Genomic DNA, 12,142 nt, shown 5'->3' with positions numbered 1-12,142 from the left:
CATGCCTATCATTTCGTTATTGTTCGTTCAGTGAATAACTGTTTGTACTGTTCTTTTGTATCGATGTCAAAAACAAGCCGTTGATCTTTGCATGGCAACAGTTTTCCGTGTTGCAGGAACTCCCCTTGCAAAATCGCTTTTGCGGCGATATCTCCATGCAGTTTTAGTAAATCATTGTACATGGCAGAAGGGAAGAACACGGGTGGCAAGATAGTTCCCTCCAGTGCCGTCGCTACAAATCGACACGACGGATTTTCTTTGGCACAAGCAATCATTTCCTCGATCATTTGAACGGTAATGAAAGGCTGGTCTGCTAGCATGATCAGTACTGCATCCATCTGATCGCTCTGTGCCTGTTGGATACCGCAGCGCAATGATATGGCTTGTCCTTCATGGGCGGTAGCACAAGGGATAATTGCACTCTTGGCATGTGATTGTACTTCTGGGGAAAGCCATGATCTATCATCGTTCTCTTTTGTAATGATGTAGATGCGCTGGAGCGATGATTGTAATGCGGTTTCAACAGCAAGGCTTCCCAATGTCTTCGTCCCGACAGGTAACGCCAACTTATTGCTTCCCATTCTACTACTGTTTCCAGCGGCAAGATAAATGCCGGCAATTTTCATGTCAATTTCCCCCTTCTCACTGCAATCAGTTCCACGACGATGCTGACTGCGATTTCTTCAGGTCCGTCCGCTCCGATCGAAAGCCCTACTGGCGAGTGGATCCATGCGGGTATCGCCCCACCAAGTAACCGTTCCGTCCTTCTCTTCGAACCTAAAAAGCCTGGATACAATACTTGGATATTCTGGAATTGTTGCAAAATCCGAACGTCCAGCTGATAGTCAAGTGTCATGATAACGACTGAATCGAGTGGGCTGAACTGGATTTCCGCAATTAAAAAACCGATATCTCCGATTAGAAAAGAATCGGCCATTGGAAAGTGACGTGCATTGCAAAGGGATTGACGCCAATCGAGTAAGTGGATTGCATAGCCTGCTTGGCATGCAAATTGCGCGAGCGGTCGTGCATCAGCGCCTGTTCTAATGATATAGAAGGTAGGTTGCGGCAAAATAATCTGACAATAAAAAGAGTTGCCGTCGAGCGTCATCATGCCCACTTTCTTCTGAAAAGGCAGGATATTTTCCTGCTTAAAAGGATTTTCGTTCTCCTCCATCCTGATTGAGCGGGAGTGACTGAAGTCTTGCATCGATTGAAGGAAGACAACCGGCTCTTTCTTCAGTAAGTGTTAGGCAATCTGCCGACAGCATTTTCGAAATTGCTCATCTATATCGCGTATCAGCGCAGAAACAACCCCATTGCAGCCGGCTCAGCGCCCCCATCCGCTATCATCTTCGGCACTTAAATCATACTGGACAATTTCAGCATGACCTGTCCCAAACAATTTCTTTGCCCTTTCCTGTAAATCATTTTCAAGACAGCCGCCACTTATGATGCCTATTTGTGTCCCATCTTCTGGCAGCAACATCCAAGATCCTCCGAACCTTGAACATGTACAATCATCGTAAGAACAATAGGCCGGTCGTCCTTCAATATCATCTGTAACATTTTTTGGACGGTTTACAAATCCCTCACTCCATTCCATTCTTCCAACTATCCCCATTCAACCAAATTCCTATTCGTTCCCCAATCTTGTTCAGGTTATTATAATCTTTCATCCAGATGGTTAAAATATGAACGTTGATGTAACAGTTATTTAAGGAGTAGTTGTCATGAATAGTTATTTACTTCCTGTCGTGTTAGGGATCATTTTCGGTTTTATAGCCCGGACCATTTTATTGCGTACTGATTTCCGGCAATACCCGACGTACCCGACAGGTCGGGTCATTCATCTTTCCCTCGGTTTCATCGCGGCTTTTATTGGAGCGGTGTTCACCCCTGCATTTTTGGAATCCGATTGGACTGCGGTGACATTTCTAGGTCTTGCCGCTACACAGTTCCGGGAAGTCAGGAAAATGGAAAGGGATTCCCTCGATAAAATCGATACGAATGAGCTTGTCAAACGCGGGGCTCCGTTTATCGAAGGAATGGCCCAAGCATTTGAAAGCCGCAATTATTTAGTGATGTTCACGGCATTGATCACGACGCTCTGTGCCGTCTATTCCTTTTGGTTCGGTATCGTTGGCGGGCTGATCATGCTGATTATCGTGAAATTTAAAATGTCCGGTAAATTGTTACATGCCATTGCCGATGTCACAGAAGCGGAAATTCGTTTCGAAGGGGCAACGCTCTTTGTAGGCGATATTCTTATTAAAAACGTCGGTCTGGAAGATACGAGAAAAATCATTACTGAAAAAGCGGTCGGGGCAATTGTCATACCCAAAAACGAAAACAGTATTATTACGTTATCCTATCTTGGGCAGAGACAAGCGATGTTACATCATGTAGCAACGGTATTGGGCAGTTATCTCGATTCCGGTGAACCGGCATTGTTGCCACTGTCGAAAAGAGATATGGAAGATGGCCGAATCGCCCTTTTCCTATTGCCTCGGGAAAAAGACTTTCATCAAGTCAAAACGGTATTGGAAAATGTGCCAGTGTTGGATAGTGCAATCCGGATGCCAAAAGAAGCTGACAAAGGGAAAAAATAGATTCATCGATCAAAGTAAGAAAGGGCGTATGGCCAATGGGTAATCAACATGCAGAAATTGTTGCCGTTATTACGATGCAACCAGACTTGATTCGGAGCGGCGGCAGCCCTGTTTTTATTGCAGCGGATAACAAAGATTTGCAGAAAATAAGCATGACCCTCGAAAAGATCATGGATGCTTCAGCGCATGAAATCGAGGAACATACAATCATTATTGTTGCACGGTAAATTTGGGGAGGGAATCAGGATGAAGCAATCAATCCATACGACGGTGGGGAAAGTTGAAAAAAGGATCGATGTAGTAGAAAAGGCAAGAGGAAAAGTTCGGTACGTCTCGGATTATGCAGTTCCAGGCATGTTACACGCAAAACTGGTGACCAGCACACAAGCCCATGCACTCATCAAATCTATCGACATAACGGAAGCTTGGAAAGTTCCAGGTGTGCGTGCAATTGTGACAGGCGACGTGTTTCCATACCATATTGGTCCAATCCTTGCAGATCGGCCACCGCTCGCATTTCAAAAAGTGCGCTATTACGGTGAACCGGTAGCCATTGTCGTAGCGGATTCAGAACATCAAGGGAAACTGGCGGCAAGTAAAGTGAAAGTGGACTATGAACCGTTGCCTGTCGTCAACTCGGTCCAGCAAGCCTTTCAAACGGATGCGCCACTCATTCATGAGCATTCTGGCCAATATACAAAAATCATCGACAATGTCTATCCCGTACCCGGTACGAATATCGGAAGCCATATCAAAATCCGAAAAGGGGATGTAGGAGCCATCTGGGCAGACTGTGCGGAAACGATATCTGCCAGTTATTCCTTCAATCTGTCGGATCATGCAGCGATTGAAACCCGAAGCACCCGGGTGGAAATCAACCCGGAAGGCAAAGTGATTGTCCATTCATGCACGCAATCGCCTTATACGATCAAAAAAGTATTGAATCAGTTTTTTAACGTTTCAGTCGGAGATGTTGTCGTACATGTCCCGCTAATCGGCGGTGCATTCGGAGGAAAAGGAACCGTTCAGTTGGAGCCACTTGCGTATTTGGCATCGAAAGCGGTCGGAGGCAAAATGGTCAAGCTCCAATATGAACGAGAAGAAGATATGATAACCGCTCCATGTCATATCGGACTGGACGCGACCATTAAATTGGGGGCAACGAAAGACGGAAAAATCATTGCGGGTCACTATACGTTTCTGATTGACTCCGGCGCGTATACGGATCAAGCAGCGGGTATCACAAGAGCAATGGCACTTGATTGTACAGGTCCTTACAATATACCGAACGTCTGGTGTGACGCTTATTGCATGTATACAAATCATCCCTTCGCGACGTCTTTCCGTGGATATGCCCATCCGGAACTGACATTTGCAGTCGAACGCACGATGGATCAATTGGCCAAACAATTGAAGATGGATTCGATGGAGTTGAGGATGATTAATGCGATTAAACCCGGAAACACGACACCTACTCAAACTGTCCTTACCGCAAATAATATTGGAGATACTGCAAAATGCCTCCAACGTGCAAAAGAAATGATTGCCTTGGATAAAGGAAGGAAAGTGGATGTAGGAGAGGGGAAAGTCCGCACGAAAGGGGTCAGTCTATTTTGGAAAACATCAACGACAGCGACAAATGCGCAAGCGGGTGCAGTGTTAACGTTTGAAGCGGATGGTACGGTCAATTTGAACTGCGCTGCCATCGAACTGGGACAAGGGACTAAAACAGCATTAGCTCAAATTTTGGCGGAAAAGCTGAAAATGGATATGAAACAGATCCATGTGACAATGGAAGTAAATACACAATACGATCCGCATCAATGGCGGACAGTAGCGAGCAGTTCCACGTTTCTGGCAGGGCGTGCAGTGATAGCGGCAGCGGAAAATGCCATCAAGCAAATGAAAAAAACCGCTGCCATCGTTTTGCAATGCTCAGAAGAAGATTTGGAAGTGGGGGGCGGGCGCGTCTATTTAAAGCCTGATCCGGGTTACGGAGTGGACATAAAGGACATCGCATTAGGTTATACATTTCCGAATGGCCATGCAATCGGCGGTCAGATTGTTGGCGTCGGTTCCCATATCCAACGTCATTTGACGCCGATGGATAAAGAAACGGGATTCGGAAAGCCGGGACCCTGGTGGTCTGTAGGTGCGCAAGCGATCGAAGTCGAGTGGGATGAGAAGAATTATACTTACAAGATTCTCAAAGCTGTCACCGTACTAGACGGTGGAACGATCATCAATCCGATGTTAGCTACACAACAAATGCGCAGCGGGATGTATCTCGGTTTAAGTTTCGCGAGTAGCGAGTCTTTCATCTTTGATGAGGCAGGCGTTCCGCTCAATCCTGATTTACGAAATTATCAAATGCTCCGTTTCGGGGAACAACCGTCTGAGTACTTGGTCGACTTTATTGAAACACCAGCAGCAGATGGACCGTTTGGAGCACGGGGGATCGGAGAATATGGGGTCATCGGGATGGCGGCGGCTCTTGCGAATGGATTATCCGAAGCTGCACAAGTGGAGTTGAATCAACTTCCACTTACCCCGGAATTCATTTGGAAAACGAAGGAGGGTGGAAAATGATTCCCTTCAATTTTGAGTATTACAAGCCTTTCAGCATTACCGGGGCAGTCGAAGCTTTTCAAACTGCGCGTGACCTCGGTAAGACTGCCGTCTTTTATTCAGGCGGAACGGAATTCATCACATTCGCCCGAACGCATAAATTGCACGCTGATGTTGTCATTGATCTGAAAGGGATTCCTGAATGCAATGTATTGGAGCTGGATGAAAACGACTTGATGATCGGTGCAAGCGTTTCACTCAATAAAATATCCGAATCCGGCTTATTCCCTTTATTAGGCGAAACGGTAAAGCGGATTGCCGATCATACGTCCCGGAACAAAATTACGCTTGGTGGCAATTTAAATAGTCGTTTGATGTATCGGGAAGGCATTTTACCCCTCCTCTTAGCTGACGCAAAAGTGAAAATTGCAGGGAATGATACTCCGGTGGCATTGGATCAGGTGTTCCATCAAGAAATCACATTGGAACCAAACGCTTTTCTTGCTCAGATCACTGTGGATCAAACATACCTTAAGCTACCTTTCAGCACAATGAAACGGACAAGATTCTCAAAGGTCGGCTATCCTGTTGCGACAGTAGCGGCTTTGATGAAAGACGAGGAAATACGGATTGCTTTTAGCGGAGTTTGTGACTTTCCTTTCAGATCGCCTGCTATCGAAGCGCTTATCAATGATACTTCGCTATCTACTGAAGAAAGGATCGAAGAAGCGATCACCCATCTTCCGGCGCCGTTGGTACATGATATGCATGCATCAGCGGAATACCGCCGTTTTGTCTTGAAAAACCTGATGACAGAAACCTTACATGCATTGGAGGCGACGAAATGATTCGATCACATACTACTTCAAAAGCAATCATACCATTGCTCGTTAATGGGAAAAACCATGATGTTGTCATCCGATCGGCCGATACGCTTTTACACGTATTGCGTGAGCAACTTGGCTTAACAGGGGCAAAACAGGCATGTGAAAACGGGGATTGCGGTGCATGCACGGTCCTCGTAAATGGGGAACCGATGCATGCCTGCTTATCCTTGGCCATTGAAGCGGCGAATGAGCCAATTACGACGATCGAAGGTTTGGCGGATTCTCCTGTCCAACAAGCATTCGTTGACAATTGGGCTATCCAATGTGGCTATTGTACACCGGGTTTTGTCGTCAATTGCCACGCCCTAATGGAACGGCATCCCAATGCAGACGACGAAACGATCGAGGAATGGATGCAATCGAACTTATGTCGCTGTACAGGCTATCATGAAATGAAGGAAGCCATTCAATCGCTTCTCTGTACAAAAAAAGACCACCCCTCAATGTATAAAGATCAGTGAGGGGATGGTCTTTTATCCTTTTTTGAAACTATTATTGCCGCTATTCAACGATTGGATCAGTTGAAGTGTTTGTGCAGCCTGTTCAATTTGTTGGCGAACTTGTTCCAATTGCTGTTGCACAGCCGTCGTCGATTGGGTAACCGCCACTCCTTGCATCTGGTTCATAAGCAGAGATGCTTGTTGGAGTTGCTGTTGAGCTTGTTGCAAGGCTTGTTGATCAGTCAGTGAAGTAATCTGCTGGACCGTTTGCATGGCTTGCTGCATCGCTTGAAGTGCCTGCTTCTTCTGCATTTGAAATTGTTGTTCGCTCTGTGTCTGCTCCTGTTGTATTTGCTGTTTCAAGTGAAAAGCTCCTTTCGATAGGGAACGGATTTGTCTATATTAGTGTCGGTATAAAGGACATTTTTTAATCATTTATGCATTATACTCTCTTTCGTATCGTAAAATTGTCTTCCAATAGCAGCCAATTTTGTGGGAATGGATACCCAAGTACCCAGTAACTGATTCCACGAAGCTTATATTCCTTCACCAAGTCAAACTTGGCCTGGGCACTGCGGGCATCCTCAAACCATACTTCATGACGCTGTCCATCCGCATCGGTGTAGCGGAAAAACGGAGATTGGGCCACTTCATCATATTGAATGGTAGCCCCGTATTGGATTGCCCTGCGAAGCGCTTCTTGCTGACTGAACGTTTCCGCTTCCTGACCCTCCACATGGGGGAGCAGCCAATCCCGCGCATAAATTTGAAATCCGAAAAAGATCTTCTCTCTCGGTATAACCGTCACTGCATAATCAAGCACCCGTTTAATTTGGTTCAGTGGGGAAATGGCTTGGGGAGGACCCAATCGATAGCCCCATTCATAGGTCATCAGCACAACGAAATCCACTATCTTTCCATGCGCCTCATAATCATGTGCCTCAACCAATATCCCACTTTGTTCGCCGCTTGTTTTCGGTGCAAGGGCAGTCGAAACAAAATACCCTTCTGGATGTAGCCGATCTACAAGTCGTTGTAAAAATTGGTTGTACAATTCACGGTCGGCCGGTAGCACATTTTCAAAATCGACATTGATCCCTTGATAGCCTTTTTCTTTCATGACATTTTCAATATTAGTCAATAATTGATCTTGAATAGCCGTGCTTGCCAAAATGGTGTGGGCGAGCTCGGAGCCAGCCTCTGTAGCACTAAAATTTGTGATTGTCAGTACCGGGACAATCCTTTCCGCAGCGGCAGATTGAAGCATTTCCGTATCATCAATGGCATCCAGGCCGCCATCTGCCCGCATACGATAAGCGAAGGGCATCCAATAGGTCAAAAATCGGCCGACTTCCTGAATTTCACGGGCACCTGTTTCGCCCGTATTGAGCGTATAGGCATTGACATCGATTTCCGGTCTCTCCGCGGGAGGCGTTGTGGAAGCAACTGGAATAACAAGGGCCATGCCGGGCACTAACTGATTCGCATCGGCCAGCTGATTAGCTGTCACAATCCGATTTACCATGACGCCATAGCGATTGGCAATCAACCATAGCGTTTCCCCTGGTTGTACAACATGGATTTGCATCTACTTCTCTCCTCATTTATTCATCTCGTTCATCTTATTCGACAGATGAATAGGATATCAGTATTATTTGTGAAATAGATGAAGATGTTTCCAAATTATTCGATAGCTATGGTAGAAGGAAATACAAGAATGCTATTATGGAAGAGAACGCATAGTTATCTATAAAAAGGGGTAGTTTGCTATGACCATAGACATGAATCTGTTTCCCGAACTCGAAACAAACCGCTTAGTGTTGAGAAATATAACAAAAGATGATGCGGATAGCATTTTGAAGTATCTATCTGATGAAGAGGTCATGAAATATTATGGATTGGAGCCATTCCAAACAATCGAGGATGCATGGGGTGAGATTTCTTGGTATCAATCCATAAAAGCTAATCAAACGGGGATACGATGGGGAATCACTTTAAAAGGGCAAGGGAAAGTGATTGGCAGTTGTGGTTTCCACAATATCGTTTCCCAGCATTTCCGTACTGAAATCGGGTTTGAGTTAAGCAAAGAATATTGGGGACAAGGGATAGCTGATGAGGCGCTGGATGCTATCATCAGACATGGATTTGAACAGATGGAATTCCAAAGGATAGAAGCATTGATAGAACCTCCTAATCTCCCATCTCAAAAGCTAGTCGAAAAAAAAGCGTTTAAAAGAGAAGGTTTATTGAGGAAGTATGAGTATACTTGCGGGAAATTTGATGACTTATATATGTATGCATTGTTAAGGGAGGACTTTTTCCAGTCATGAAAGAACTTAAAATTATCGAACTGAAGAACAGTGCCGAAATACGGTGGGCGTTTCATATCATGCAGCAGTTACGGCCCCATCTAGACGAAGCAACTTATATGGAATTGGTGATGGAAGCGCAGAAAAAGGATAGCTATCATTTAGTTGCATTAATAGACGGTGATCACTTTGTGGCACTTGCCGGTTTCAAACCGATGATCACCCTCTATTATGGCAAGTTTGTTTGGGTTTGTGACTTAGTGACGGACGTCACGCAACGATCGAACGGATATGGAAAAAAATTGCTCACATTCGTCCAAGAATGGGCAAAAGATAATGGTTATGAAAGTGTCGCCTTGTCTTCTGGCCTACAGCGAACTGACGCACACCGCTTTTACGAAGAGAAGATGGCGTATGACAAAGTGAGTTATGTGTTTAAAAAAGGATTAAGATCTTGCAAACACAATGAAGGCGAGATGTCATGAATCGCTTACCAAGGCAATACCATCCTCAAATGGCAACAGCCGCCATCCGTGTCGGCATTGTTAAACTCAATGATGATGCCTGTGGGTGTATACTGGGTTTCGATTTTTACCGTAACGCCCGTCGATATGATCAATTCATGCACTCTAGCTGTATTTGAAAGTTGAGCGGCTTCCATGATTTCTTTTGCGAATTGTGGGGAAGCGATCACTTTGTTCGTAAATAAGTCCATTTGTTTCGTAAGGGATTGAATTTTCTGCGCAGAGTGATTGAATTTGTTGGTATCGACAGCGGGAAATGTAGAGTGCGGATCCACTATAGCCTCTGTTTGGCGGTATGCATGATACGAAGGCGGGGCAATGACGAGTTGGCCCGGATGGACATAAGGATAGGGCAAATAAGGATAAGCATAAAAATGCATGGCAATGCTCCTTTCCAATCGCCTGATACCCTATCCTATGTAGGAAGGTGGAATGAGGTTAGTTTAACTTGATTTAGCAGACGTCCCCCACTTCCATAAGTGGTGGGATGAATGCCAGAATGCATTTCAAACAGGGGGAGTTCAAACTCCCTGTAGCTGACGCTTCGCATTCAGTACAAAAAGATTTGCTGATTAGAGGAATTCAGGCTAAGTTCGCCGCGTCCTGAAAGTGCCTTAATTTCTGCGAAAAGTTCAGAAATTAAGGCAAATCAAACCCTTCGCTGTTTGAATTCCTCCAGACAATTTTGACAGATACAAACCTTTTCACGTTCAGTAGGTAAGAGATCGAAAATTCCTTTAGGAAAGAATGCATCGGTACACCAACAACCTTCAGCAGAACAATCATTCGGTATGCAGCATTGATTATTATTCTTGCATAATGGGCAACAATACTTATCAGCTATCATTAGGAAGCCTCTTTTCTATGATTTTCTTTTCATTTATTATACGCTATTTTTCTGCAAACCTCGTCATTGTTTTTAGTGAACCATCATCTACTAGAGAGAAAGAGAAATCTTTACGGTAGGGGTGAATCGCAATGGCGAAACGAAATCGGGGAAAAATCTTAAATAAGCTTCCGTCCAATGGGCGAGGGAACTGTCCATTATGTGAGCGGAAAAGAATCAAATTATTATATCCGGTAAAAATTGAACCGACTACAACTGTAAAAGTCTGCAAATATTGCCGTAATAAATAACATCACCTACGTTGTTCTTCTGTACATCGCTTTCACGAGCGGTGTATTTTTTTTGATTATCTTCATTCAGGAAAAGACACCTACCTCTGTAGGTGTCGAGTATTTGCTGGTTTTGTTATCTTTTCAGCGGGTGTCCAAACGCCCGCTGAACGAAGATAAGCCTCCGGCGGATGTCACAGATTTTGAAAGGAGTTAATTTGACCTTTGCTCAATTCAAAATCTGGACGCAATTACGTCAAGGCGTAATTGATAATAAGCTGTGTTGAAAAAATACTTAAACAATGTCAAACTTTTTTCAAGCCTTTTACGAATATATGTATAGAACGGTCTAGATCATGGGGGAAGCATGTGGTGAACTATGGAGAATGAGCAACGCTGGATTAAAAAGATAAAGAGAAACGGCAATGAGGTAGCCGCAAATGCACTTGTCTCGAAATATTACAAAGAGATGTATGCCTTTATCTACAAACAGACGATTGATGCAGAGCTTTCGCTCGATTTGACGCAAGAAATTTTTATTAGCGTTTTGAAATCAATCCAAAACTATGATAGGAAAAAGGCGGCATTTCGGACTTGGTTGTACAAACTGGCATCAAATCGGCTCGTCGATTATTACCGATCGAAGAGTTATAAAGATACGCAACTCGTCCAATCCATCGATGATTATGAGTTTGAAGATGAGTATGATATGACCGTTTCGCTTGAGTTCAAGGAAGACTTTGAAAGTGTGATAGCACTTGTCAATGAATTGGATGCAAATTCACAGCAAATTGTCCGGCTTAAACTATACGGTGATTATACGTTTCAAGAAATCGCATCGATTGAAACGATTCCGCTGTCAACGGTGAAGACAAAATACTATGCCGCCCTGAAAAGAATTCGAAAAGGAATGGAGAAGGTACATGATGAATAAGGAGAAATTTCAAATTCCGATGCCCGATGAACGTACGATCCAGACACATATTGACCAAATTGTCGCCGCGGGTGTTAACCAAAAAGAATCTTTCACGGCTTATTTGACATCGATGGTCCGCCAAATCGGATTCAAGCATTTGTTTGCAGAACGGTTGGGGCTTGTGTACATGTTTTTGACGGCATTGCTCATAAACAGTTCCATGTTCTTACTCGCTGAGCCTGAAAAACTCGCCATACAGGATTTATACGGGTTGGTCTTTCTACTTTCGCCCTTATTGTTTCTGATGTTTTCCATCTTTACGTATGTCCATAAAATGAACAATGAAACGTTTGAAATCGAAATGTCGTGTAAATACAACGTCTATCAAATCATCGCGTTCAAAATGCTCGCGTTCAGTGCTGTTTCTATAGTGGTGAATACGATAATGATTGCTTTTCTCGCTACCGTTTATGACGACATACACTTCTTACGGGCGTTTATGATTTCGATTACGGGGCTATTTGTTTTTTCCATCCTTTTTTTATACGGCATGATGAAGCGTCGTTCAACATTTGCCGTAGCAACGGTCGTTATCATGTGGATGGGTGGAAATCTCCTCTTCCGTTTTATGAACGATGCACTATATACCAATCTTCTCGTCACTATGCCACTCTTTGTCTATGGAGTCGTCTTCATTGGCAGTCTTTACTGTTATGTACGATACCTGAAAAGATTGATCCGTTTTACACAAATGAAAGGAGCGTTTTAAC

The 12,142-nt window shown here is 44.3% G+C and carries 16 protein-coding genes; 9 read left to right on the top strand and 7 right to left on the bottom strand.

Annotated elements, in window-relative coordinates; translation table 11 throughout:
* Positions 1-8 precede the first annotated feature (8 nt).
* From ACFPRA_RS01035 to ACFPRA_RS01025, 3 genes are all read right to left on the bottom strand, one after another.
* Positions 9-626, bottom strand: coding sequence for a nucleotidyltransferase family protein (locus ACFPRA_RS01035; protein ID WP_381429550.1), 618 nt, complete (start codon positions 624-626; stop codon positions 9-11).
* Positions 623-1,114, bottom strand: a complete 492-nt coding sequence (locus ACFPRA_RS01030) for an XdhC family protein (protein WP_381429548.1) — start codon at positions 1,112-1,114, stop codon at positions 623-625. The genes ACFPRA_RS01035 and ACFPRA_RS01030 overlap by 4 nt, the downstream gene beginning before the upstream one ends.
* A gap of 216 nt (positions 1,115-1,330) precedes the next feature.
* Complete coding sequence (locus ACFPRA_RS01025; protein ID WP_381429546.1) at positions 1,331-1,489, bottom strand: XdhC family protein; 159 nt, start codon at positions 1,487-1,489, stop codon at positions 1,331-1,333.
* Between the two features lie 244 nt (positions 1,490-1,733).
* On the opposite strand from ACFPRA_RS01025, the gene ACFPRA_RS01020 reads away from it, so the two are divergent.
* The 5 genes from ACFPRA_RS01020 to ACFPRA_RS01000 are packed head-to-tail and all read left to right on the top strand — an operon-like array spanning position 1,734 to position 6,528.
* Positions 1,734-2,612 carry a YIEGIA family protein gene (locus ACFPRA_RS01020; protein ID WP_381429544.1) on the top strand — a complete coding sequence of 293 codons (879 nt, stop codon included), beginning with the start codon at positions 1,734-1,736 and terminating at the stop codon, positions 2,610-2,612.
* A gap of 35 nt (positions 2,613-2,647) precedes the next feature.
* On the top strand, positions 2,648-2,839 hold the full coding sequence (locus tag ACFPRA_RS01015) for a capping complex subunit for YIEGIA (RefSeq protein WP_381429542.1): 192 nt from the start codon (positions 2,648-2,650) through the stop codon (positions 2,837-2,839).
* Between the two features lie 19 nt (positions 2,840-2,858).
* On the top strand, positions 2,859-5,201 hold the full coding sequence (locus tag ACFPRA_RS01010) for a xanthine dehydrogenase family protein molybdopterin-binding subunit (RefSeq protein ID WP_381429540.1): 2,343 nt from the start codon (positions 2,859-2,861) through the stop codon (positions 5,199-5,201).
* Positions 5,198-6,028: an FAD binding domain-containing protein gene (locus ACFPRA_RS01005; RefSeq protein WP_381429539.1), complete on the top strand. Its 831-nt coding sequence runs from the start codon at positions 5,198-5,200 to the stop codon at positions 6,026-6,028. Before ACFPRA_RS01010 ends, ACFPRA_RS01005 begins: the two co-directional genes overlap by 4 nt.
* Positions 6,025-6,528, top strand: a complete 504-nt coding sequence (locus ACFPRA_RS01000; RefSeq protein WP_381429537.1) for a (2Fe-2S)-binding protein — start codon at positions 6,025-6,027, stop codon at positions 6,526-6,528. Before ACFPRA_RS01005 ends, ACFPRA_RS01000 begins: the two co-directional genes overlap by 4 nt.
* Positions 6,529-6,540: 12 nt before the next feature.
* Here the strand turns inward: ACFPRA_RS01000 and ACFPRA_RS00995 are convergent, their stop codons facing one another.
* Together ACFPRA_RS00995 and ACFPRA_RS00990 are read right to left on the bottom strand one after the other, a co-directional pair.
* Complete coding sequence (locus tag ACFPRA_RS00995) at positions 6,541-6,870, bottom strand: hypothetical protein (RefSeq protein ID WP_381429535.1); 330 nt, start codon at positions 6,868-6,870, stop codon at positions 6,541-6,543.
* 79 nt (positions 6,871-6,949) lie between these two features.
* Positions 6,950-8,095: a glycoside hydrolase family 18 protein gene (locus ACFPRA_RS00990; protein ID WP_381429533.1), complete on the bottom strand. Its 1,146-nt coding sequence runs from the start codon at positions 8,093-8,095 to the stop codon at positions 6,950-6,952.
* Positions 8,096-8,288: 193 nt separating this feature from the next.
* On the opposite strand from ACFPRA_RS00990, the gene ACFPRA_RS00985 reads away from it, so the two are divergent.
* Positions 8,289-8,837, top strand: coding sequence for a GNAT family N-acetyltransferase (locus ACFPRA_RS00985; protein WP_381430535.1), 549 nt, complete (start codon positions 8,289-8,291; stop codon positions 8,835-8,837).
* Positions 8,834-9,301 (top strand): GNAT family N-acetyltransferase, encoded by a 468-nt coding sequence (locus ACFPRA_RS00980; protein ID WP_381429530.1) that lies wholly within the window; start codon positions 8,834-8,836, stop codon positions 9,299-9,301. Before ACFPRA_RS00985 ends, ACFPRA_RS00980 begins: the two co-directional genes overlap by 4 nt.
* 5 nt (positions 9,302-9,306) lie before the next feature.
* Here ACFPRA_RS00980 and ACFPRA_RS00975 read toward each other — a convergent pair whose 3' ends face one another.
* Together ACFPRA_RS00975 and ACFPRA_RS00970 are read right to left on the bottom strand one after the other, a co-directional pair.
* Positions 9,307-9,720, bottom strand: a complete 414-nt coding sequence (locus ACFPRA_RS00975) for a YuzC family spore coat inner layer protein (RefSeq protein ID WP_381429528.1) — start codon at positions 9,718-9,720, stop codon at positions 9,307-9,309.
* 269 nt (positions 9,721-9,989) lie between these two features.
* On the bottom strand, positions 9,990-10,187 hold the full coding sequence (locus tag ACFPRA_RS00970) for a cysteine-rich CWC family protein (protein ID WP_381429527.1): 198 nt from the start codon (positions 10,185-10,187) through the stop codon (positions 9,990-9,992).
* Between the two features lie 648 nt (positions 10,188-10,835).
* On the opposite strand from ACFPRA_RS00970, the gene ACFPRA_RS00965 reads away from it, so the two are divergent.
* Entirely contained in the window at positions 10,836-11,390 is a 555-nt protein-coding gene (locus ACFPRA_RS00965; RefSeq protein WP_381429525.1) for an RNA polymerase sigma factor, read from the top strand.
* On the top strand, positions 11,383-12,141 hold the full coding sequence (locus tag ACFPRA_RS00960; RefSeq protein WP_381429523.1) for a hypothetical protein: 759 nt from the start codon (positions 11,383-11,385) through the stop codon (positions 12,139-12,141). The genes ACFPRA_RS00965 and ACFPRA_RS00960 overlap by 8 nt, the downstream gene beginning before the upstream one ends.
* Position 12,142 lies beyond the last annotated feature (1 nt).

The organism is Sporosarcina soli (assembly GCF_042655805.1).
In the GTDB taxonomy this organism is placed as follows: domain Bacteria; phylum Bacillota; class Bacilli; order Bacillales_A; family Planococcaceae; genus Sporosarcina; species Sporosarcina soli.
The sequence above is the reverse complement of the archived record's forward strand: the minus strand, read 5'-3'. Positions and strand labels throughout refer to the sequence as shown.

Bases quoted from the DNA above. Each gene is read 5' to 3' on its own strand.
- ACFPRA_RS01020 (WP_381429544.1), top strand. From the start codon at position 1,734: ATGAATAGTTATTTACTTCCTGTCGTGTTAGGGATCATTTTCGGTTTT.
- ACFPRA_RS01010 (WP_381429540.1), top strand. From the start codon at position 2,859: ATGAAGCAATCAATCCATACGACGGTGGGGAAAGTTGAAAAAAGGATC.
- ACFPRA_RS00985 (WP_381430535.1), top strand. From the start codon at position 8,289: ATGAATCTGTTTCCCGAACTCGAAACAAACCGCTTAGTGTTGAGAAAT.
- ACFPRA_RS00980 (WP_381429530.1), top strand. From the start codon at position 8,834: ATGAAAGAACTTAAAATTATCGAACTGAAGAACAGTGCCGAAATACGG.
- ACFPRA_RS01025 (WP_381429546.1), bottom strand. From the start codon at position 1,489: ATGTTGCTGCCAGAAGATGGGACACAAATAGGCATCATAAGTGGCGGC.
- ACFPRA_RS00975 (WP_381429528.1), bottom strand. From the start codon at position 9,720: ATGCATTTTTATGCTTATCCTTATTTGCCCTATCCTTATGTCCATCCG.
- ACFPRA_RS00970 (WP_381429527.1), bottom strand. From the start codon at position 10,187: ATGATAGCTGATAAGTATTGTTGCCCATTATGCAAGAATAATAATCAA.
- ACFPRA_RS00960 (WP_381429523.1), top strand. From the start codon at position 11,383: ATGAATAAGGAGAAATTTCAAATTCCGATGCCCGATGAACGTACGATC.
- ACFPRA_RS01035 (WP_381429550.1), bottom strand. From the start codon at position 626: ATGAAAATTGCCGGCATTTATCTTGCCGCTGGAAACAGTAGTAGAATG.
- ACFPRA_RS00990 (WP_381429533.1), bottom strand. From the start codon at position 8,095: ATGCAAATCCATGTTGTACAACCAGGGGAAACGCTATGGTTGATTGCC.
- ACFPRA_RS00965 (WP_381429525.1), top strand. From the start codon at position 10,836: ATGGAGAATGAGCAACGCTGGATTAAAAAGATAAAGAGAAACGGCAAT.
- ACFPRA_RS01000 (WP_381429537.1), top strand. From the start codon at position 6,025: ATGATTCGATCACATACTACTTCAAAAGCAATCATACCATTGCTCGTT.
- ACFPRA_RS01030 (WP_381429548.1), bottom strand. From the start codon at position 1,114: ATGATGACGCTCGACGGCAACTCTTTTTATTGTCAGATTATTTTGCCG.
- ACFPRA_RS01015 (WP_381429542.1), top strand. From the start codon at position 2,648: ATGGGTAATCAACATGCAGAAATTGTTGCCGTTATTACGATGCAACCA.
- ACFPRA_RS01005 (WP_381429539.1), top strand. From the start codon at position 5,198: ATGATTCCCTTCAATTTTGAGTATTACAAGCCTTTCAGCATTACCGGG.